This window comes from Pectobacterium versatile (assembly GCF_003932035.1).
Classification (GTDB): domain Bacteria; phylum Pseudomonadota; class Gammaproteobacteria; order Enterobacterales; family Enterobacteriaceae; genus Pectobacterium; species Pectobacterium versatile.
This window is the reverse complement of the sequence record NZ_CP034276.1, coordinates 413024-435309: the sequence shown is the minus strand read 5'-3', so window position 1 is coordinate 435309 and position 22286 is coordinate 413024. Positions and strand designations below refer to the sequence as shown.

Genomic DNA, 22286 nt, shown 5'->3' with positions numbered 1-22286 from the left:
GTCGTTCTCATTATTATTTACATCAGATAACACACTTTTTCTTGCGTTCTAACAGGTTTTTTTGGGGTATTACCTGCACATCGACAGGAAAAGCATAAGAAAATTATAAAAAATAACATTCAGGAATATATCTGGCAGATGGCAGGCGCTGGTGCTCATCTAAAACGTAGCCCTATATCATGAGGTTTTTGTGATCGACATTAAGTTATCACACCATTTCATGATGACTGGCGATAAGTTTGCTGAAATAAACAGATGCATAATCACACAGTAAGATAAATAAAAACAAAACGTTATGTATATCTCTATAAGTCAAATAGGAATTAAATCCATATAAAACAGCATTTCATATTAGCTTTTTCTTTTGTGACGCGAGTCATTCTACGAAGTTGTATAATAGGTTAGCTTAACTCGCAGAGAATACTGACATACGCCACAATAATACGTAATAGGCGGTCGTCTTCTCATCATTAAATCCATTCTTCATCATACTATTTTTCATGGGTTTAAATTTTTTAATTACCCTTTGATTATCGATAATGTCACCCTACCTCTGGAGATCATTCAATGAAGCTGTCGAAAACATTGATCGGCGTTTGTCTGGGTTCTACTGCACTCCTGATGAGCCAAGCGATTCAGGCACAACAAATTAAAGCCTCTGATGTTCACCCTGAAGGATATCCTAATGTCGTCGCCGTTCAGAAAATGGGAGAAAAATTAAAAGCCGCCACAAATGGCAGGCTGGAAATTAAAACCTTTCCCGGCGGGGTATTGGGCGATGAAAAACAAATGATTGAGCAAGCACAATTAGGTGCCATTGATATCATTCGTGTTTCTATGACGCCCGTTGCAGCCATATTGCCAGAAATTGAAGTCTTCACGCTCCCCTATATTTTCCGTGATGAAGATCACCTGCATAAAGTGCTGGATGGCAAAATCGGTCAGGAAATTGGTGACAAGATTACCCATAGCAGTAAATCAAAATTGGTTTTTCTGGGCTGGATGGATGCGGGCACACGTAATTTAATCACCAAGCAGCCCGTTGCAAAACCTGAAGACCTCAAAGGCATGAAAATTCGTGTTCAAACCAGTCAAGTTGCTCTCGCAACGTTGAAAGCCATGGGCGCTAATTCCATCGCCATGGGCACCAGCGAAGTCTTCAGCGGCATGCAAACTGGGGTGATTGACGGCACCGAAAATAATCCGCCGACCTATGTTGCGCATAACTACATGCCTGTTGCCAAGAATTTCACCTGGAGCCGTCACTTCATCATTCCTGAGCTGTTCCTGTATTCCAAAACAAAATGGGACAAACTTTCTAAAGAAGATCAGGATCTGATCCTGAAATTAGCGAAAGAGGCTCAGCAAGAACAACGCGTGCTGTGGAATGAATATACCCAGCAATCTTTGGATAAAATGAAAGCTGGTGGCGTCCAGTTCCATGAAATAGATAATGACTATTATTTCAAAGCCACCCAACCCGTCCGCGATCAGTTTGGTGCTAAATATCAGGATCTGATTAAAGCCGTCGCCGACGTGAAATAACCGATAAAAATACGGGTAAATCACGATGTATTTACCCGTTCTTATCTTCATCAGGTAAATAAGATGGCAAATAAATATATTTTAGCCATGGATATCCTCTATAAAATTGCTATGTGGGTATCCGGCCTTGCTTTATTCATCATGACTATAATTATTCCAATAGGCATATTCTCTCGTTACATCATGAATGAGGGGATATCCTGGCCAGAACCCATATCAATTCTTTGTATGGTGACGTTCACCTTTGTTGGTGCTGCCGTCAGCTACCGAGCCTGTACGCATATTGCTGTCACGATGTTAACCGATCGTTTACCAGAAACGATGAAAAAAGGCTGTGCTTTTCTAGCCGATCTTTTAATGATGTTAATCACACTATTTATTCTTTATTACGGCATTCAGCTTTGTCTTGAACTTTGGGAACAACAGGTTGCCGAATTTCCATTATTAAGTGCTGGGCAAACTTATTTACCTCTTCCGATAGGTTCATTTATCACTTTTTTATTCATCATCGAACGCATTTGCTTTGGCCCACAGGATAAACGCCCTGTGGTCATAATGGGCAATGCCTAATCTGGAGCGAGTATTATGGATGCCTTTGTTTTACTTGCATCATTAGCGATATTGCTCGCCGTTGGTGTGCCTGTCGCCTATTCCGTTGGCTTGAGTGCCATTATCGGTGCCTTTTGGATCGACATTCCGCTGGAAGCGGTGATGATTCAAATCACCAGTGGAGTCAATAAGTTCTCATTACTGGCTATCCCGTTCTTTATTCTGGCTGGGGCCATTATGGCCGAAGGTGGCATCGCCCGCCGTCTGGTTAATTTTGCCTATATCTTTGTTGGCTTTATTCGCGGCGGCTTATCGCTGGTGAATATCGTAGCCTCAACGTTCTTCGGTGCAATATCCGGCTCCTCCGTCGCAGACACCGCGTCAATCGGCTCTGTGATGATCCCGGAAATGGAGAAGAAGGGTTATCCACGTGATTTCGCCGCTGCCGTTACTGCCAGTGGTTCAGTTCAGGCAATATTGATCCCTCCCAGCCATAACTCCGTTATTTATTCACTGGCTGCTGGCGGTTCAGTGTCTATCGCTTCTTTATTTATCGCAGGCATTCTACCGGGTATTTTACTGGGTTTAACACTCATGGCCATGTGTGTAGGCTTTGCACATAAACGGGGTTATCCAAAAGGCGAAGTGGTTCCCTTTCGTCAGGCGCTGAAAATCTTTGTTGATACCCTGTGGGGCTTAATGACGGTTGTCATCATTATGGGCGGAATTCTGTCAGGCATTTTTACCGCAACCGAGTCAGCAGCCATCGCCTGTCTGTGGTCTTTCTTCGTCACGATGTTTATCTACAAAGACTATAAGTGGTCTGAACTGCCTACGCTAATGTACCGCACAGTTAAAACCGTTACGATCGTGATGATCCTGATCGGTTTTGCCGCCGCATTCGGGGCCGTTATGACCTACATGCAGCTACCGAGCCGCATTACCGCGTTTTTCACCTCCATTTCGGATAACAAGTACGTCATCCTGATGTGCATTAACATCATGCTGCTGATACTTGGCACGCTGATGGACATGGCTCCGTTAATCCTAATCCTCACTCCAGTACTTTTACCGGTAGCGGTATCACTCGGCATTGACCCTGTTCACTTCGGTATGATCATGATGGTGAATTTGGGCGTTGGCCTAATCACACCGCCAGTTGGCTCAGTATTATTCGTCGCCAGTGCAGTCAGTAAGCAGAAAATAGAACAGGTGGTTAAAGCGATGCTGCCCTTCTACTATGCGCTCTTTCTTGTACTGATGCTGGTCACCTATATTCCGGCTATCTCGCTCTGGCTACCCAAACTCTTTGGCGTCCATACGGGTTAACGCACGCCCAATTGCGTCATGTCGTTCACAGCAATGCAGAACAACATGGCGCTTTCCCTGCATTTTCTTCCTGAAATGTTTTCATCTACACCCGATCTTACCCCACTCAAGCCCACACGCCGCCCGAGCCGTGATAACGTAGACCTCATCAATCGAACGCTTATAAATCCAATCATGCCCCCGCAATTCCCCACCGTTCACGGTCGGGAATAGTCGGCGTAGTGAGTCATCCGGCAGGACTGAACAGAAAAGGTGATAGTGGTTATGACAAGCAAAAAAACGGCAACAGCATTAGTCGCCGCAGGACGCAGCAAGAAATTCACCCACGGCTCCGTCAACCCCGTTATTCAGCGCGCATCCTCTTTGGTATTCGATACCGTGCAGGACAAAAAACACGCCACGATTAACCGCGCCAAGGGTGCGCTGTTCTATGGCCGCCGCGGCACGCTGACCCATTTCTCGCTTCAGGAAGCGATGGTTGAACTGGAAGGCGGTGCAGGTTGTGTGTTGTACCCATGCGGTGCAGCGGCTATCTCTAACGCGATTCTCTCTTTCGTCTCAGCAGGCGATCATGTGCTGGTGACCGGTTCAGCCTATGAACCCACGCAGGATTTCTGTAATAAAGTCCTCAGCAAGCTGAACGTCAGCACCACCTACTTTAACCCGCTGATCGGTGCCGGTATTGCCGAGCTGATCCAGCCTAATACCAAAGTCGTCTTTCTCGAATCGCCCGGCTCCATCACGATGGAAGTACACGATGTACCCGCCATCGTACAAGCCGTGCGCCGCATCAACCCCGACATTATTGTCATGATTGACAACACCTGGGCGGCAGGCATTTTATTCAGGGCATTCGACTTTGATATTGATATCTCCATTCAGTCCGCCACCAAATATATCGTCGGCCATTCCGATGCCATGATAGGCACGGCGGTCGCTAACGAACGCTGCTGGGCGCAACTGCGTGAACACTCTTACCTGATGGGACAAATGGTCGATGCCGATACCGCCTATGTCGCCAGCCGTGGCCTGCGCACATTGGGCGTTAGACTCAAGCAGCATCAGGAAAGCAGCATCCGCATTGCCAAGTGGCTGGCGGAGCAACCCGAAGTTGCGGTGGTTAACCACCCGGCCTTACCAGAGTGCAAAGGGCATGAATTCTACGTACGCGACTTTAAGGGCTGTAACGGCTTGTTCTCTTTTGTGTTGAAAGAGAAATTGAGCAAAGAAGCGTTGGCACACTATCTGGATAATTTTGAGCACTTCAGCATGGCGTACTCCTGGGGCGGCTTTGAATCGCTGATTCTGGCGAATCAGCCGGAAGATCTGGCAGCCATCCGCCCTGTTGGCGGTGTGGATTTTACTGGCACACTTATTCGGTTACATATTGGACTTGAAGACAGTGACGATCTGATCGACGATCTGGCCGCCGGTTTCAGCAGACTGAGAGCCTAGTCTAGCAAGGCGTCAGCAAGCTCACCGCTGCCAAACGACAGGAAAAGAAATTAGGCAGGAAATAAAATATAGAAATTGTGACGGCCATAAAACCGCCGCATCTTGATTTCCCCTGCGGCACGGTGGGTAATGCGTTATGATGATCATGAGTCAACGCTTACCAAAAACTGCGTTACCTTAACCAAAATTAAGCATTAAGCCCTGCCGCCTTCTCATCATGCGGCAAGGCATTTTGCCCATTAGGGCTTGATAGACAGTAGATTTCAGGTAACCCAGCGTTCCACGCCGCAGCCTGAGAGATAGTGAATATCGTCACTGGCGGGAAGTAATATGAGTGTGGTTCATGACATTATTCAGGCGCTCTGGCAGCAGGATTTTAGTGCACTGGCCGATCCCCACGTCATTTGGGTGATTTACGGCATTTTGTTCACGACACTGTTTCTGGAAAACGGCCTGCTGCCTGCTTCTTTTCTACCCGGCGATAGCCTGCTGTTGCTCACTGGTGCCATGATTGCCAAAGGCGTGATGAGCTTTTTCCCTACGATGATTCTCCTCACCATCGCCGCCAGCCTCGGCTGTTGGCTCAGCTACCTGCAAGGGCGCTGGCTGAGCGATACCCGGTTGGTAAAAGGCTGGCTGTTACAGCTTCCCGCGCATTACCACCAGCGCGCCTATCACCTGTTCCACCAGCACGGTCTGGCGGCGCTGCTGGTTGGCCGCTTTTTAGCGTTTATCCGCACGCTGCTGCCAACGATGGCGGGGATTTCGGGGTTAAACAATACGCGCTTTCAGATTTTCAACTGGCTCAGCGGGCTGCTGTGGGTCGGGGGGATTGTCACGCTCGGCTATGCGCTCAGCCACATTCCACTGGTCAAACGCTATGAAGATCAGGTGATGACCGCGCTGATCCTGCTCCCGATTATTTTGCTGGTGAGCGGCCTGATCGGCATGGCTATCGTGGTGTGGCGCAAAAAACGTGCGGTCGCCTAAATCGGGCAACGGCACGCTTTCTTAACGTCTTCAGCTTTCTTCAACCACCATGTTACTGGCTTTTACTCTCGTGACTTCATCGCTCGGCGTCGCACCGAAATAGCGCTTAAATTCCCGGCTAAACTGCGACACGCTCTCATACCCGACGCGGGCCGCCGCGACGCCCGCTCTTAGCCCTTCGTTGATCATCATCACGCGCGCTTTATGCAAGCGGTAGGATTTCAGGTACTGCAATGGCGATGTGTTGGTGACGGCCTTAAAGTTATGATGAAACGCCGAGACGCTCATGTTCACTTCAGACGCCAGCTGTTCCACATTCAGGCTATCGGCATAGTGGTTTTCAATACGCCGCAGAGACTTGGCTATCTGGCTGAAATGCGTGTGTCGATTCACCAACGCCTGTAACGCCGCACCGCGTTCGCCGCAGAGCATATGATAGATAATCTCGCGCACAATCGCCGGGCCCAGCACGCGGGCATCACGCGGGTTATCCATCGCATCCAACAGCCGTTCAACGGCACACAGAATCTCATCGGTCAGCGGCGCGCTGTTCACCCCACACGTGCAGGAACAGGGGCGGATCGCGCTGTCGTCGTCACCGATGTCGATCAGCAAATCCTGAAGCATCTGGATATCGATACGGATCGCCATCCCCACCAGCGGGTGTTCAACGCTGGCTATCGTTTCACATTCGAACGGCAGCGGCACGGTCATCAACAGGTAGTTTTCCGGGTCATACTGGAAGGTTTTTCCGCCCAGATAGCCAATCTTTTGGCCCTGAAAAATGATGACAATCGTCGGTTCATACATCACCGGAACACGCGGATGATGCTGTTCCGTATAAAGAATTCTGACCTGCGGCACGAGCGACGGCGTAGCCCAACTTTTGGTTGAACAGCGTATTGCCTGCTGCACGATACGCTGCCGCACCGTCTGTTGCAGCTCAATCTGTTGCAGTTCTGGCTGTTTCTGAACAAGCCGCTCGCATTGGCTTTCTGTCGACATGCCTTGGTGTTCCGTCAACATGTATGGGGTCTGCGTCAAAATGGTGTTCTCTCGCTACGGGTTCACTTTTCCTGCCCGAAGCCTCTCTCCTGACAGAAGAAACAAAATGACATACCTGCGAATTATTATCACCCTTTTCTCCTGTATTTTGGAGAAATAGGCAATAACCAAACAGAAATGTGCATTGAACGTCTTACGTGGGTTGATGACAATATTGAGCATACCGCCATCCCCTCATCCCACGGGAAAAGACATGAATAAAACGATTGAGCTGTTCACCTCACACCGCAGTGAACGTAGCTATCTTGATAAAGCGATTCCCGATGACGTGCTGGATGCCATTATTCAGTCCGCCCATCTGGCACCGACGTCCGTAAACTCTCAGCAGGTCTCGCTCATCGTCACCCGCGACCCAGAACGCAAAGCACGCATTGCCGAATTGGCTGGCGGCCAACCGTGGATTGCCCAAGCACCCGTCTTCATTACCGTGGTGCTGGATATGCATAAAACGCAGGTCGGGATTGCCATGAGCGACAAGCAGCAGCACGCGCATGAAAGCCTTGAAAGCCTGATTTCCGGCACAACGGATGTCGGCATCGCGCTCGGCACGCTAATGGCCGCCGCACGTTCATTTGGGCTGGGCATTGTCCCGATTGGCGGCATTCGCCGCGACCCACAGGCGATGATCGACTTTCTGGAACTTCCTGAACTGACGTTCCCCGTTGCAGGCGTCGCTATCGGCTATGTCGATACCCCTGCGCATCAGAAACCGCGCCTGCCGCTGAACTCATTCCGCCATGATGAAACCTATCATCAAGACGTTCTGCCTGCGGCGATTGAGCAATATAACCAAACGCTGGTGGCACACTGGCAGCAAACCAGCCGCACAGACGGCGACAACTGGGGTGACAACACCGCCAGTTACTATCAACACATCTACTTCCCGAAAGTCTTGCCCGCGATCCTCCAACAGGGCTTTAAACTGGACAAATAACCTATGCTAAATTTCACACTCCATACCCCTACCAAGATTTTGTTTGGCGAAGGCCAGATTGCTGAATTAGGCAAAGAAATTCCTGCCGATGCCCGTATCCTCATTACCTACGGCGGCGGCAGCGTGAAGCACAATGGCGTGCTGGATCAGGTCTATCGCGCCTTAGAAGGCCGCAACGTACGCGAATTTGCTGGCATTGAGCCCAACCCAACTTACGAAACGCTGATGAAAGCCGTCGAGGTTGTCCGGGCGGAGAAGATTGACTTCCTACTGGCGGTTGGCGGTGGCTCTGTGGTTGATGGCACGAAATTTATCGCTGCCGCCGCAGACTATCAGGCGGCGCAAGACCCGTGGCATATTCTGCAAACCGGTGGGGCGGAAATCGATCGCGGCGTCGCACTGGCAGCCGTGCTCACCCTGCCTGCGACCGGTTCGGAATCCAACAACGGCGCGGTCATCACCCGTAAATCGACCAACGATAAGCTCGCTTTCCGCTCACGCCACACGCAGCCGCTTTTCGCGGTGCTCGACCCGGTCGTGACGTACACCCTGCCCGCTCGCCAGATCGCGAACGGCGTAGTCGATGCCTTCGTTCACACGGTTGAACAGTACCTGACCTATTCCGTCGATGCCAAAGTACAGGATCGTTTTGCGGAAGGTTTACTGCTGACGCTGGTTGAAGAAGGCCCGCGCGCGCTGGCTGAACCGGAGAACTACAAGGTCAGAGCCAATGTGATGTGGAGCGCTACCATGGCGTTGAACGGCCTGATTGGCGCAGGCGTGCCGCAGGACTGGTCAACCCACATGCTAGGACACGAATTAACGGCGCTGCACGGTCTTGACCATGCCCAGACGCTGGCTATCATTCTGCCGGCCATGCTGGCGGCAAGAAAAGCCCAGAAGCGCGACAAACTGCTGCAATACGCCGAGCGCGTCTGGAACCTGCGTGACGGTAGCGAAGATCAGCGCATTGGTGGCGCGATTGCCGCCACGCGTGACTTCTTCGAGAAAATGGGCGTGCCGACTCGCATGTCTGACTATCAGTTGGATGGCAGCTCCATTCCAACGCTGGTCGCCAAACTCAGCGAGCACGGTCTGACTGCGCTAGGCGAACACCGCGACATCACGCTGGAAGAAAGCCAGAAGATTTATGAGGCAGCACGTTAAGCCCCTCTAATCCCCAATCCTTCGAGTGACAGGAGAAAACGCTATCGTTTAAACCACGCCTATATCAGATGATATACCCTCAATGCTGTGTCTGTTAAAGGGAGCCAACCGGCTCCCTTTATCATCAGGCAATGTATAACTGACGAATTTTTCTACTAGAATGAAATCATATGCCTGTTCCTGCTAGGGATCACGTTCCGCTATGTCCGTGATATGAACAGGTCGCCCATCCAGTTAACCCTATGATACGTTTATGGATTAACGGATATAAAAGGAGAATGAGATGACGCAACCGAAAGTTAAACTGGCGGACGGCAATATCATGCCCCAGTTGGGCCTTGGTGTCTGGCGAGCAAGCAGTGAGGACACGGTGATCGCCGTGACTGAGGCTTTGTCCATCGGTTATCGGGCGATCGATACCGCCGCGATTTATAAGAACGAGGAGGCCGTTGGTCAGGCACTGAGTTCCGCGAACCTGCCGCGTGAAGAGGTGTTCATCACCACCAAGCTCTGGAATGGCGATCACACCGATCCCCAAAAAGCACTGGAAGAGAGTCTGAGAAAACTTCGGTTAGATTATATCGATCTCTACCTGATTCACTGGCCGCTCCCACAACAGAACACCTTCGTGGATGCCTGGCGCGGGCTCATCAAACTCCAGGAACAAGGTCTGGCGAAAAGTATCGGCGTCAGTAATTTCCACACTCACCACTTACAGCGGTTAAAAGAAGAAACGGGCGTCTTGCCGGTCATCGATCAGGTCGAGCTGCATCCTCTTCTCCAGCAAAAGCAACTTCATTCCTGGAACGCCACGCACCATATCCAGACAGAATCCTGGAGCCCTCTGGCGCAGGGTGGCGAAGGCGTCTTCGACCATCCCATTATCCGTAAACTGGCGAGCAAATACGGAAAAACGCCAGCACAGATCGTGATCCGCTGGCATCTGGACAGCGGGCTGGTGGTGATACCTAAATCGGTGACGCCTGCACGCATCAAGGAAAACTTCGAGGTGTTTGATTTCCGTCTGGATAAAGACGAACTGGGGGAAATTGCCAAGCTGGACAGCGGGAAGCGTCTGGGCTCAGACCCTGACGAACCCAGAAACGACTAAGAGCTAATCCACCGTCGATGCCAGCATTCACCGTGCTGGCATTGTTCTTCTAATCGGCAAACTGAATCTCATACACATCGCTACGGCAATGTGCTTCGCTGTATTCCAGCAGTTCACCCCGTTCGTTATAAACATGCAGTTGGCAATACAGCGCTGGTGCCTCCGCCGCAATACCAAGAAGCGTGGCGATTTCCGCCTTACAGGCAATCGCTTTGAAACGATAGCGTTTTTTGTCCGGCGTGATGCCACGCGTCACCCAATATTGATAGAGAGATTGCTCAAGCGCTTCTGGATCGGGTAGGAATTTTTGCGGTATCCAGGTCGTTTCCAGCGAAACAGGCTCGCCATTGCTGAGCCGGACGCGTCGCAGATAAGTGACGGCCTCGCCTTCCGGCAGAGACATTTTTGCGGCGATGGCAGCAGGCGGAACCTGTATTGCCTTTTCTAACCAAAGGCTGCCAGCGACGCCGCCTTGTTTCAATATCAGCGCGGTGAACCCTTCATCATCGGCGCTCAACGCGTAGTTAAGCCGTTGAGCCACGCGGGTTCCCACCCCTTGCTGGCGCACAATCAGCCCTTTCTCTTCCAGCAGAGACAGGGAACGGGAAACCGTTACGCGCGACAATCCCAACTGCTGCGCAATCAGTCTTTCGGCGGGTAAGAACTGGCCGGATAACGTCTTACGGCGGCCGATTTCTGATTCAAGCAACGACGCGAGCTGCATATAGCGAGGCGCCGACGGCGCTCCAGCCAGCTGATCCCTGACCCAAAGCAGTAATTCCCGCATAGTGCAGCCCTTTTAGTGACGCAGCGTTCTGGCTGCGTACAGGTTAAAACAGAAAGTGAACCTGATTTCATAGCGAAACGAAACGCTCTGACTCTGACATTGTTGTAATAAAAAATGTTCTTTTAGCACCAATCAGACCCGGAACAGTACGCGACGCAAAACGCCATTCACCCTTAATTAATAGCAACATCAATATATAAGGTATCGTCCGCACGCCTTCGCATCTTTAATTTTGGTTTGTCTGAATAGAGGTGGATCACATTAAGAAACAGATAAGCATCGCCGTCACATTTGTCACGGCGGAGGGTAACGCGGAGAAGTTGGCTGGCTATGGGTCGGTTTACATCGCAGATTGTACGATGAGCTGCCCCGTCGAGCCGCGATCGGCCAGTTCCAGCGTCTGGCTGTAATACAGGAAGGGGAACGCCATTGAGGAAGGCTGCGTGAAATAAACCAGTAGCTCGACATCACTATCTACCCACACCGTATCTTTCCAGCCGCTGTCTTCCACCGCTGGCGGACGACCACTCGCGCTGCGCACCAGGAATTTGACGCCCTGAATGTGGAAAGCCTGCGGCGTGTCCGCGTGGATTATCCAGCGCTCACAGCGGCCAAGCTGGGTTTGTACATCAGCCCGCGTCATGTCCCACATCGCGCCGTTGATGCCGGGTAGACTGTCACCCAGACGGAATTCGCGCGTGCGGCTGATGCTGCCTTCAATGATGTTGTCGGCCAGCAAGCGCATCGGCAGGTTATCCGTGACTAATGGCAACAGTCCCGTCGGCTTCAGCGTGAGTATTTGCGTCGAAATCAGGATGCTGGAAGGCTCGAATAGCCCGCGCAGACGATCCATAATCCCAGCCGACTCGCCTGCCGTCAGCGTGACCTCTTCGCCTTGCGACATGTCGACCAGAATTTCGCGTCGTTCGCCGGGCGCGAGAGAAAGCTGGTTCACCGCCATTGGTGCCGGTAATAACCCTTGATCGCTGGCGATCACATGCATCGCCCGGCCATCGCTCAGCCGCATCACATAACGCCGGGAGTTCGATGCGTTCAGCAATCTCAGGCGAACCCAGCCACGGGACACTTCAATGAAGGGATTTTGCACGCCGTTGACGAGCAGCGAGTCCCCCACAAATCCGCCGTTAGAAGGCGGGTTATAGAGAGGGACACCAAAGTTATCCAGTCGTTTATCCTGAATAATCAATGGGAAATCATCAACACCGTAGTGATTGGGAAGCGGCAGGGATTTACTGACGCTGTCTTCCACCAGCCATAGCCCAGCCAGCCCGTTATAGATATGTGGGGCCATGCGGTTCGGCGTATTGGCATGATACCAGCAGGTCGCCGCTGGCTGACGAACAGGCAATACCGGTGACCAGTCAGTTCCGGGAGAGATGATGCGAGCCGCGCCGCCCATCAGCGGCCCCGGCACCTGCAACCCGCCGATCGTCATCGCGACGGGCTCATTCAGGCGGTTACTGTAAATCAGCTTAACATCGTCGCCGTCATACACCCGCACCGTCGGCCCCAGATAATGGCCGTTGATTCCCCAAATGGAGGTCTTGCGGTCACCGGAGAATGCCCAATGGGCACGCTGCATGGTCAGAAAAAGCGGCTGGCCTCGGCGCGACTCCAGTAATGGCGGTATCGGCAATGCGGCGGGGTTCCCACTGGCTTTGGCTGCCAGTGGCGTCATACCCGCACATAACGCAAGGCCCGATGCCTGAATAAACTGACGTCGGCTGAGTGACATAATGACTCCGTAAATCCATTAACCGTAAGCAAAGTTTAACTTCCGATTCGTGCTTGAATAGACAATCGGAAGAAATAATCGAGTAACTCGATGGGATAATTTTATTTTTTGTCTGCTGCTTCGCGCGCCGCGACTTCCGCATCCAGTTCCGCAATCTTGGCAGCCATCACATCATGGCAATGTGCAGCCAGCTCGCGAACCTGCTCTTTGGTATATGCACGGGTATCGATGGGTGGCAACATTTCGACGATAACGAGTCCGTTATTCCAGCGGTTCAACTTCACCTTATTGCTGGTCGTAGAAACGCAAATCGGCACAACTGGCACGTCTGCGCTAATCGCGGCATGAAAGGCACCGGTTTTGAAGGGCATCAGGCCACGTCCACGGCTGCGCGTACCTTCGGGGAACATCCAGATAGAGGTGTTGCGCTCTTTAATATGCTTCACGACCTGGGCAATGGTGCCATGCGCTTTAGCGCGGTTTTCACGGTCAATCAGCAAGTTACCCGTCAGCCAATAAAGTGGCCCGAAGAACGGGATCCACAGCAGGCTTTTCTTGCCCACGGTAACAGTACGAGGCTGAACTGCACTGGATACCGTGACCATATCGTAGTTGTTCTGATGATTCGCGATATAGATGCAGTTGCCGTAATGCGCTGCTTCTTCCGGTATCCGCATTTCTACTTTCAGGCCAAACACGACGGACAAGCGACCAAAAAGATGGCCGAAGGTCGCTACATGGCGGGGATTTCGAGGGCTGAACAGGCAGTAAAACAAGCCAAAAATACAGATCAAAATCGAAAATATAACGACAATAAAAAAACGCAAAATGGATAACATAGCAACCTCATGAGCCGACAGCCGCCGCTAGTATAGCGATTTCGCGCTAAAACACACGGTGATTCAATTTGCGACGGGATGGCAACCGGAAACTAAAGAAAGGCGGTATGACACCGCCTTTCTCAACATGCACATGACAATACGGAGGCGTTATTCTTCGCTGCTGCCGGTGCTAATTTGCTGCGGTGCATCCACCTCAATCCGGTCGATGCGCTGTAACCCACGCAGCAATGTGCCTTTCCGCCCGCGCTCGCCCTGATACTTCTGAAGCTCGTTTGGACGCAGCACCAGCTTACGCTTACCGAAGTACAGCGTGACTGAAGCCTGTGGTGGCAGCAGATACAGCCAGGTCAGACGGTCTTTGCCTTCCGCAAAATCAGCCGAGGAGATGGACACAATCTTGTTGCCCTTGCCCTTCGACAGCTGTGGTAAGTCGGAGACAGGGAACAGCAGCATTCTGCCTGCGGCGGTGATCGCCATCAGCAGGTTATCGTCGCCTTTGATCTCGATCGGTGCCAGCGCCTTCGCGTTATCCGGCAGCGTAATAATCGCTTTACCCGCGCGGTTACGCGCGACCAGATCGTTGAAGGTACAGACGAAGCCGTAGCCCGCATCCGATGCCATCAGCAGCGGCTGATCGTCTGCGGCCATCAGCACCTGTTCAATCGTCGCGCCCGGCGGCGGCGTGAGTTTGCCCGTCAGCGGCTCACCCTGACCGCGTGCAGAAGGCAGCGTGATCGGATCCAGCGCATAGCTGCGGCCAGTGGAGTCAATGAACACCACAGGCTGATTGCTCTTACCTTTCGCCACGGCGCGGAAGCTATCGCCCGCTTTATAGCTCAGCCCAGTAGGATCGATGTCATGCCCTTTCGCGCTACGTACCCAGCCCATTTCTGACAGCACAATGGTAACCGGTTCGGACGGCACAAAGTCGTGCTCGCTCATCGCTTTCGCTTCGCCACGTTCACGCAGCGGCGAACGACGATCGTCACCATAGGCTTGCGCATCGGACTGAATTTCTTTCTTAATCAGGTTGCTGAGCTTACGATCGGATGCCAGCAGCGCTTGAAGCTGATCGCGCTCTTTTGCCAGATCGCCCTGCTCACCGCGGATTTTCACCTCTTCCAGCTTGGCCAAATGACGTAATTTCAGCTCCAGGATCGCTTCAGCCTGTGTTTCACTCAGGCTGAACTGGCGCATCAGAACGGGCTTCGGCTCATCTTCCGTGCGGATGATATGAATGACTTCATCAATATTCAGGAACGCGATCAGCAAGCCTTCAAGGATATGCAGGCGCTTGAGCACTTTTTCCAGACGGTAGTTCAGACGGCGGCACACGGTGTCGCGACGGAAGACCAGCCATTCGCTCAGGATCTCGACCAGCCCTTTCACACTAGGGCGACCATCCAGACCGATCATGTTCATGTTAACGCGATAGCTTTTTTCCAGATCGGTCGTGGCGAACAGGTGGTTCATCACCTGATCCATATCGATACGGTTCGAGCGCGGCACCAGCACCAAACGGGTTGGATTCTCGTGATCGGATTCATCGCGCAGGTCTTCGACCATCGGCAGCTTCTTCGCACGCATCTGGCTGGCAATCTGCTCCAGCACTTTGGCACCAGAAACCTGATGTGGCAGCGCGGTAATGACGACATCACCGTCTTCTTTCTTCCAGACCGCACGCATACGCACGGAACCACGGCCATTCTGGTAGAGTTTGCGCACTTCATCGCGTGGCGTAATGATTTCGGCTTCCGTCGGGAAATCCGGCCCTTGAACATGCTGCAACAACTCTTCCAGCGAGGCCTTTGGGTTTTCCAGCAGCATCACTGCGGCGGCGGCGACTTCACGCACGTTGTGCGGCGGTATGTCCGTCGCCATCCCAACGGCGATCCCAGTGGTGCCGTTCAGCAGAATATTAGGCAGACGAGCAGGCAGCATCTTCGGCTCTTGCATCGTGCCGTCAAAGTTCGGGGTGTAATCGACCGTACCCTGTCCGAGCTCGGACAGCAGCAGTTCTGCATATTTGGACAACCGCGATTCGGTATAACGCATGGCGGCGAACGATTTCGGATCGTCCGGTGCCCCCCAGTTCCCCTGACCATCCACCAGCGGATAACGGTAAGAGAACGGCTGCGCCATCAGCACCATCGCTTCATAGCAGGCACTGTCGCCGTGCGGATGGTATTTACCCAGCACGTCACCCACGGTACGGGCAGATTTTTTAAATTTGGCGCTGGAATTCAGTCCCAGCTCGGACATCGCATACACAATGCGACGCTGCACAGGCTTCAGGCCATCGCCAATGAACGGCAATGCCCTGTCCATGATGACGTACATGGAATAATTTAGGTATGCATTTTCGGTAAACGTGCGCAGCGCAAGGCTTTCTGCGCCGTCATGAGTCATCTCACTCATTTATCTCACTTCCCTCACATCGCGGCGCGATGGTTACGCTTTCCGGCACGCCATAGCGGCGGTATGTTTGGCGGGAATAGTACCTTATCTGATGAGGTGATGTCACAGAGAACCATTCACAGGAAATCACGCCACAGAGAACGCTGTCATCTCAGAAAATCATCACTGGTGTGGATCCGACAGTTGCCGGAGAAGGTGGCTAGCGGTAGCGATGAACACTCGGATGATCTGCGGTAATCGTTTCGCCATACATAGAAATTGACGGCTGGTCTGGTCGCAGCATCGGTTGCCCCTTGCGGCCCAACAGAATGCGTTCAACGGCGGCACCAAAAGACGCCCCTTCAAACCAGAATGCCTCATGGATAAAGCTCATCCCGTAGCAGGCTCCCGCATTATCCATCAGTAAAGCACCGTGAGAATGGTGGGTTTCACCGATAAGAATCAACGTCGAGTTCAGAATACCTTGCCACTCGAGCAGCGTTTCATCCTGCTGCAAATCTTCGCTGCCGCCAAAAACGATGTCGCCGCTGGCACACGTTTCTCCTGTGCCGCACTGCCCGACCGTCAGCCCACTGAACGCGCGCAGGATAGCGAAAGCCGGGTGATTCTCCGGCACAAACGGCGGAATTGATTGTACTTCAGCACGCGGCCAGCCTGCCGCGTGAAACAGTGGAAGAACGGATGCGGGTATTTCAATCGACATCGTGAGTCATCTCGCAGTAGCAGCGAAGGAAAAAGTCAGCGTGTATTTCGCAGTCGCTGACGAATAGCGCGTATTGCACTCATCCTTATCGTGTTATTGGGCGGAGCCAGATCGTTCTGGCTTGCCAGCAGATCCAGAGAGGATGAATCGCCCACGCCACGCAGCGCACAGAATATCAGTAAGGTGTGATGTTCCGTCATCGCCAGCGGTAACAGCCGCATCAGGAAAGTGCGAACGGCGGTTGCCTGCTCATCCGTCGCCACAACACTGCCTTTTATGCTCAGGAGTAAGTTATAGGCCGTGGTAAGGCGCCACGCCGTTTCGGGTGCCTGTTCAGGAACCTGCATGACTGCGGGAAAGAAAGCGATCAGTGCATCCACCGCGGCATGAGACCGAAGCTCTTCCAGTAGGCCAATCACATACGCGACATTGTCGGGTTCAGCCGCCAGCACGCCGAGTGCTTCAATTCCTTCCTCAGCATAAGCGCCTGCAATTTCAGCCCATTTCGCTAACGGAACAACGTGTGTGCCGTCGGGCAAGTACGGTGAGTGAGACCAGTTAAACTCAGCGGATAGCCGATTAAGCTCATCGCGTAACCCCGGCAAGCGCGCTTTCGCCGCCGCAAGAATATGCTCAACTTCCAGCGTGTTACGCCGAGCCTTCGACCTAAGTGCAGCAATCTTCATCGACAAATACCCTATCAACCATCAGAACAGCGCACAGATAGCAACGCGGCTAGCCATCTTTTCCATAAATGCCAATCACATGACGAGCCTGAAACACCACAATCTGGCCGCACCGCACGCAGTCACTTCCCGTGGGGTCATTATCTAAAACACCTTCGTAAAACGCGTGATGCTTTTTCGTCACTCTGACCCACATCCTTTCCACCGACAGCGCATCCGCGCCTACGGCTTTTTCCATACGGAATATCAACTTAACAAAATCATCGGGTGCTAATGATTCACGCACCGCGTTGTCTGGAATCCAGAATGAGTCCGGGTACTCGCGGTTAAGCGCTTCGCCATCGTCCAGCTCGTAGCAGTCAGTTTCGTAAGTCGGTAATTTCATTACGCCTCATTGATACATCTCGCATATACCGTCGCGTCAGTATTGATAGCACACATACCGTTTCATTAAGAATTATTCATCATCGTTGCAACAACAAATGATAATGCTTAGCATATTGATAATAATTATCATTTCCACATGATAATTAATGTTATTCGACGTTTTGCATTTCCCTTGCAGACGTTAGCGACCAGCACGCCATGTTTCCCCAACGCCGCTGGCCAGAACAACCTTATAGCAGAGTATCATTATGTTAATTAACAAGAATTTAAATAAAATTCTTCTCACCGGCATCTTGACTGGCGTCGCGCTGAATAGCATGGCAGCGGATAGCACCACAGGTAACAACGCACTCAACGTGAAGAACCAAGACGATTCGGCGGCGAAAACGGGACAGACTGACGATGTGATGGTAGTCAACTCGCCGAAAATCGAGAAAAAAGCCGGTTCAAGTACGACGCTGACTGCCGCAGATATGCAAAGAGAAGGCGGCAACAATTTCGGCACGATCATGCGTTATCAACCCCTGGTGAGCGCAACCGGGTCCAGCGGCGGCAGTAATACAGGGAAAAGCGGCTTCGACCGCGGCGGTTACACGGGCTACAACATTCGCGGCATTGAAAGTAACCGTGTTGCGATCGATACCGATGGTATCGCCCTGCCCAATGCCACGGGCCGCAGCTACGCCAGCCGTGCCGGATTCAATACCTTCGGGATGGGACGCGACTATATCGACCCTTACCTGTACAGCAGCGTCGATATTGAGTCGGGCGTTACCTCCGCAGAAAATACGGTCAACGCACTCGGAGGCAGCGTCTCCTTTCGCCCCAAATCTGCCGATGACTATCTGAAAGCAGGCAAGCAGGACTACTTTGGTTTCCAGAGTGACTACGACTCCGCCAACCACGGTTGGCACAATGGCATCACGGCGGCAGGCGGTGATGACAACCTGCGCGGTGTGGTCGTATTTAGCCGCCGTGACGGCCAGCAAACGCGTAATAACAGCGACGAGATCGCCGCTTACCCCGCCAACTGGCACTCTAACGCTATTTTAGCGTCCGGCATTTGGCAGGCTAACGACGAGCATCAGCTCACCGGTACGCTGGATTACTACCATAAAACCAACCACACCCATTATGACTATTGGGGTAGTCTGCCAAGCGGCAACAACACCATTTACGGCACGGCGCAACAGAGCAGTCAGACACGCCGTTGGACCGCCAGCCTGAAAGATCGTTGGACGCCGGTTAACAACACGCTGGTCGATTTGGTTGATAGCCGCATTTACTTCCAAAACAGCGAATCACACGACAATACCTGGCTGCCAGCAACTACTGGGATGGCGGCGGCAGATAGCCACCGAGTCTATTCCGACTACAATGTCACCACCTACGGATTCGATACCCATATGGTGAAAAGCTGGGATCGCCACGAGTTCAGTTGGGGTCTGAATGCCAGCCAAAGCAAAACAGAGCGCCCGTTCAGGCAATCGCCTAATCAAACGGGTGCGAATAACATCATGCAACCGGAAGCCGATAGCAACAGCTACACCGTTGGCGGCTTCGTACAGGATACCGTTACGTGGGATCTTGCAGGGCACGCTTTCTCGGTTGTTCCTGCCGTACGCGCCATTCATCAACGTACCAAACCGACCAATACAGTTCGTCTGAGCGGTGACGGCAGTGTCATCAGTGAATCCGATGTCAACAGACTGTACGGCAAAGCCAACAGCGATACGCAAGTTCTGCCTTCTCTGAGCTTCCTCTATGACATCACCCCGACGCTGACAACCTATGTGCAGTACCGTCGCGGCGCGCAGTTCCCGGATGCCAGCCAGCTTTATGGCAGCACCAACCTTGACGCCAACTATGCCGGGCCGTTCCAGTATGCCTTTATCGGCAATAGCGATCTCAAAACGGAAACCAGCAACAACGTAGAATGGGGCTTAAAAGGTGAAGCGACGGAGGGAATCACCTTCCGTACCGCGCTGTTCTACAACACGTATAAGAATTTTATCGCCAACACCCGCTACCGTCGTAGCGCTAACCCCGATAAATTTGCCAATGTGCCAAGCAATATCAGCACGATATATCAGGCGGAAAACCGCGATAAGGCTTATATCTACGGTGGCGAAGTCAGCAGCAAAATACAGCTAGGCACCTGGTTCCCGGCTGTTGATGGTCTCAGCACCACACTGGCTTTTGGCTACACCAAAGGCCAATCGCAATCCCGCTACCTCGGCGACCGCTATGTCGACCTCGACAGCGTTGCCCCGATAAAAGCGGTGGTAGGTATCGCCTATGACGATCCTTCCCAACGCTACGGTGCCGCCCTGACCTCTACCTTCCAGAAAGGGAAACAGGCGAAAGATACCAGCCGTGAAAGCTATACCAATGCGGGTAATGCAATCCCCACTTCTAGCACAGAGTATATGCGGATTCCCGGCTATGGCATGGTTGACCTGACGGCTTACTATCGCATCAGCAAGAATGTGAAAGTTAACGGTGGCGTGTATAACCTGACTGACCGTAAATATTGGGATTATCTCAGCAGTCGCCAGATTGAAACCAACGATCGGCAGGGACAGTATGACCGTGCACTCTCCGTGCAGCCTGGCCGTTCCTTCCAACTGGGTGTGAATGTAGATTTCTAATCCACATCACTCACGATTCAATAAAAAAGGCGATGCATCATTCAGGCATCGCTACCACTCAGGCAAGAATGCACACCACGGCTTTCTTGCCTTTTTATTTTTCTCATATGGGTTTCCCCGTAGCATTATTTCAATATGGTGTCTTCTTACCCTTTATTATTGATATTCAGTCAACAGTGTTATGCGCTAGCGCACATTTTTCTGCGCAGCTCTCTGCCCTAGACTACGCCCAACATCTTCGTTGATAACCGATTCGAGAGCAGACCTATGCAGAACATTTTGCTGATTAATGCAGGCAAGTCATTCGCCCATTCCAAAGGGGAATTGAACCATACCCTTACCGATGCCGCCGCCAGTTTCCTGCGCGATAAAGGCCACGACGTCCACGTGACGGTCGTGGACAACGGCTATGATATTGAACAGGAAATTCAGAACTACCTGTGGGCAGATACCATCATTTACCAGATGCCGGGATGGTGGATGGATACGCCGTGGATTCTGAAGAAATATATCGATGAGGTGTTTACCGCCGGTCACGGTTCACTTTACGCCAGCGATGGCCGCAGCCGTTCGGATGCCAGCAAGAAATACGGTTCTGGGGGATTGTTACAGGGCCGGAAATACATGCTGTCTCTGACGTGGAATGCGCCGCTAGAGGCCTTCGAGGATCCTGAACAGTTCTTCCACGGTGCGGGCGTTGATGGCGTGTATCTGCCGTTCCATAAAGCAAACCAGTTCATCGGGCTGTCCCCACTGCCGACCTTCATCTGCAATGATGTGATGAAAGCACCGGACGTCCCCGCTTATCTTGCAAATTATCGCCAGCATCTGGACGAACACTTTTCCTGATCGGCGTATTACCCGCCTCTCTACCGCTGTGGGTCACGCCTCACAGCGGATTTTCCGTGAGCTTTTCGCTCATAAAATCGAGAAAACAGGTAATGCGCGCCGCTAGCTGGCTATTGCGATAATACACCGCGTAAACCGGCAGGCTGGCTTCCAGCGTATCCCCGGTGAGGATCGGCACCAGCCGCCCCGTCGCCAAATCGTCTCGAATCAGGAAGTTGGACATGCGCACAATCCCTTCGCCTTGCAGCGCAAGCTGACGCAATATCTCACCGTTTGATGCCAACAGCACCGGTGTGATGGGGTAGAAATCCTGAAGGCCATGCCGCAGCGGCCAGTGGTTCAGCGACTCCGACTGAGTAAACCCCAGACAACGATGATCGGCCAATGACTCGACCGTCGCAGGTGTACCATGCTGTTCTAGATAGTCAGGGCTGGCGACGATGTGCAGCTTGCTTGCGCCAAGTGGGCGGGCATGAATGGTAGAGTCTTTGAGCGTGCCGATGCGAATCGCGATATCGGTATGCTGCTCCAGCAAATCAATAATGAAATCGTTGGTATTGAGTTCAAGAACGATCTTGGGATAGCGGCGGCGAAACTCCGGCACCAGAGGCACAATCACATGCTGCATAAACGCCGAGCCCGAATTAACCCGCAGCCGTCCACTCGGTTGCTCATGGCGCAGCAGCACCTGCTCTTCGGCATGTTCCACCGCGTGAATCACGTCACGGGCGTGCTCAAGAAACATCATGCCTTCTTCGGAAAGCGAGAGACGTCGCGTCGTACGATGCAGCAACGTCGTACCCAGCTTATCCTCCAAGCGCCGCAGCGCCCGGCTAATGCCCGACGTGGTTTGCCCAAGCTGTTCCGCGGCTGCCGTGATCGAACCAGTGTCGATCACCACCACAAAAGCCTGAAGTTCCTCAAGCGTGACTTTCATAAACGAGTACACCTGCCATCGATTTGGTATTTATCCAAACGTTATCGTGTACTCGCATCATACCGCAGCCACCTGTAAATGACTGCCATCGTCCGAACATCATCCTGCCAAAGCCGCTATCCGCC

19 protein-coding genes are annotated in these 22286 nt (G+C 52.3%); 10 read left to right on the top strand and 9 right to left on the bottom strand.

The genetic code is table 11. The features are described from left to right. The first annotated feature begins 567 nt into the window (after positions 1-567). The 5 genes from EIP93_RS01990 (at position 568) to EIP93_RS01970 (ending at position 5868) form a co-directional block, all read left to right on the top strand. Positions 568-1545, top strand: a complete 978-nt coding sequence (locus tag EIP93_RS01990) for a TRAP transporter substrate-binding protein (protein WP_107332204.1) — start codon at positions 568-570, stop codon at positions 1543-1545. 63 nt (positions 1546-1608) lie between these two features. Beyond that, positions 1609-2115 carry a TRAP transporter small permease gene (locus EIP93_RS01985; RefSeq protein WP_107332203.1) on the top strand — a complete coding sequence of 169 codons (507 nt, stop codon included), beginning with the start codon at positions 1609-1611 and terminating at the stop codon, positions 2113-2115. A gap of 15 nt (positions 2116-2130) precedes the next feature. After that, positions 2131-3423 (top strand): TRAP transporter large permease, encoded by a 1293-nt coding sequence (locus EIP93_RS01980; protein ID WP_125232188.1) that lies wholly within the window; start codon positions 2131-2133, stop codon positions 3421-3423. Positions 3424-3687: 264 nt separating this feature from the next. Then, positions 3688-4878 (top strand): cystathionine beta-lyase, encoded by a 1191-nt coding sequence (gene metC / locus EIP93_RS01975; RefSeq protein ID WP_103942127.1) that lies wholly within the window; start codon positions 3688-3690, stop codon positions 4876-4878. A gap of 330 nt (positions 4879-5208) precedes the next feature. Beyond that, positions 5209-5868 (top strand): DedA family protein, encoded by a 660-nt coding sequence (locus tag EIP93_RS01970; protein ID WP_103861613.1) that lies wholly within the window; start codon positions 5209-5211, stop codon positions 5866-5868. Between the two features lie 30 nt (positions 5869-5898). Here the strand turns inward: EIP93_RS01970 and EIP93_RS01965 are convergent, their stop codons facing one another. Further along, positions 5899-6894 carry an AraC family transcriptional regulator gene (locus EIP93_RS01965; protein WP_103861704.1) on the bottom strand — a complete coding sequence of 332 codons (996 nt, stop codon included), beginning with the start codon at positions 6892-6894 and terminating at the stop codon, positions 5899-5901. Positions 6895-7126: 232 nt separating this feature from the next. On the opposite strand from EIP93_RS01965, the gene EIP93_RS01960 reads away from it, so the two are divergent. The 3 genes from EIP93_RS01960 to dkgA all read left to right on the top strand — a co-directional run bounded on the left by EIP93_RS01960 (position 7127) and on the right by dkgA (position 10145). Next, entirely contained in the window at positions 7127-7867 is a 741-nt protein-coding gene (locus EIP93_RS01960; protein WP_095701349.1) for an NADPH-dependent oxidoreductase, read from the top strand. 3 nt (positions 7868-7870) lie between these two features. Further along, positions 7871-9034 carry an alcohol dehydrogenase gene (gene yqhD / locus EIP93_RS01955; protein WP_125232187.1) on the top strand — a complete coding sequence of 388 codons (1164 nt, stop codon included), beginning with the start codon at positions 7871-7873 and terminating at the stop codon, positions 9032-9034. Positions 9035-9317: 283 nt separating this feature from the next. Then, a complete protein-coding gene (gene dkgA, locus EIP93_RS01950) occupies positions 9318-10145 on the top strand; it encodes a 2,5-didehydrogluconate reductase DkgA (protein WP_039470376.1) in 828 nt (275 codons plus the stop codon). 49 nt (positions 10146-10194) lie between these two features. Here the strand turns inward: dkgA and EIP93_RS01945 are convergent, their stop codons facing one another. The 7 genes from EIP93_RS01945 to EIP93_RS01915 form a co-directional block, all read right to left on the bottom strand. Next, the gene (locus tag EIP93_RS01945; protein WP_105879905.1) at positions 10195-10932 is read right to left on the bottom strand and encodes a GntR family transcriptional regulator; all 738 of its coding nucleotides are present in this window, start codon (positions 10930-10932) and stop codon (positions 10195-10197) included. A 340-nt stretch (positions 10933-11272) separates the two neighbouring features. After that, positions 11273-12688, bottom strand: a complete 1416-nt coding sequence (ftsP, locus tag EIP93_RS01940; RefSeq protein WP_107332200.1) for a cell division protein FtsP — start codon at positions 12686-12688, stop codon at positions 11273-11275. 101 nt (positions 12689-12789) lie between these two features. After that, positions 12790-13527 carry a 1-acylglycerol-3-phosphate O-acyltransferase gene (locus tag EIP93_RS01935; RefSeq protein ID WP_125232186.1) on the bottom strand — a complete coding sequence of 246 codons (738 nt, stop codon included), beginning with the start codon at positions 13525-13527 and terminating at the stop codon, positions 12790-12792. 150 nt (positions 13528-13677) lie between these two features. After that, positions 13678-15948 (bottom strand): DNA topoisomerase IV subunit A, encoded by a 2271-nt coding sequence (parC, locus tag EIP93_RS01930; protein WP_103861617.1) that lies wholly within the window; start codon positions 15946-15948, stop codon positions 13678-13680. Positions 15949-16147: 199 nt separating this feature from the next. Beyond that, complete coding sequence (locus EIP93_RS01925) at positions 16148-16651, bottom strand: SUKH-3 domain-containing protein (protein WP_103861618.1); 504 nt, start codon at positions 16649-16651, stop codon at positions 16148-16150. A 35-nt stretch (positions 16652-16686) separates the two neighbouring features. Beyond that, a complete protein-coding gene (locus EIP93_RS01920) occupies positions 16687-17337 on the bottom strand; it encodes a hypothetical protein (protein WP_107332197.1) in 651 nt (216 codons plus the stop codon). A gap of 49 nt (positions 17338-17386) precedes the next feature. Beyond that, positions 17387-17722, bottom strand: coding sequence for a DUF2314 domain-containing protein (locus tag EIP93_RS01915; protein WP_125232185.1), 336 nt, complete (start codon positions 17720-17722; stop codon positions 17387-17389). A gap of 250 nt (positions 17723-17972) precedes the next feature. On the opposite strand from EIP93_RS01915, the gene EIP93_RS01910 reads away from it, so the two are divergent. Then, positions 17973-20375: a TonB-dependent hemoglobin/transferrin/lactoferrin family receptor gene (locus EIP93_RS01910; protein ID WP_125232184.1), complete on the top strand. Its 2403-nt coding sequence runs from the start codon at positions 17973-17975 to the stop codon at positions 20373-20375. Positions 20376-20642: 267 nt separating this feature from the next. Next, positions 20643-21224, top strand: coding sequence for an NAD(P)H-dependent oxidoreductase (locus tag EIP93_RS01905; protein ID WP_125232183.1), 582 nt, complete (start codon positions 20643-20645; stop codon positions 21222-21224). 40 nt (positions 21225-21264) lie between these two features. On the opposite strand, the gene EIP93_RS01900 is transcribed toward EIP93_RS01905, so the two are convergent. Further along, on the bottom strand, positions 21265-22161 hold the full coding sequence (locus EIP93_RS01900; protein WP_125232182.1) for a LysR family transcriptional regulator: 897 nt from the start codon (positions 22159-22161) through the stop codon (positions 21265-21267). Positions 22162-22286 lie beyond the last annotated feature (125 nt).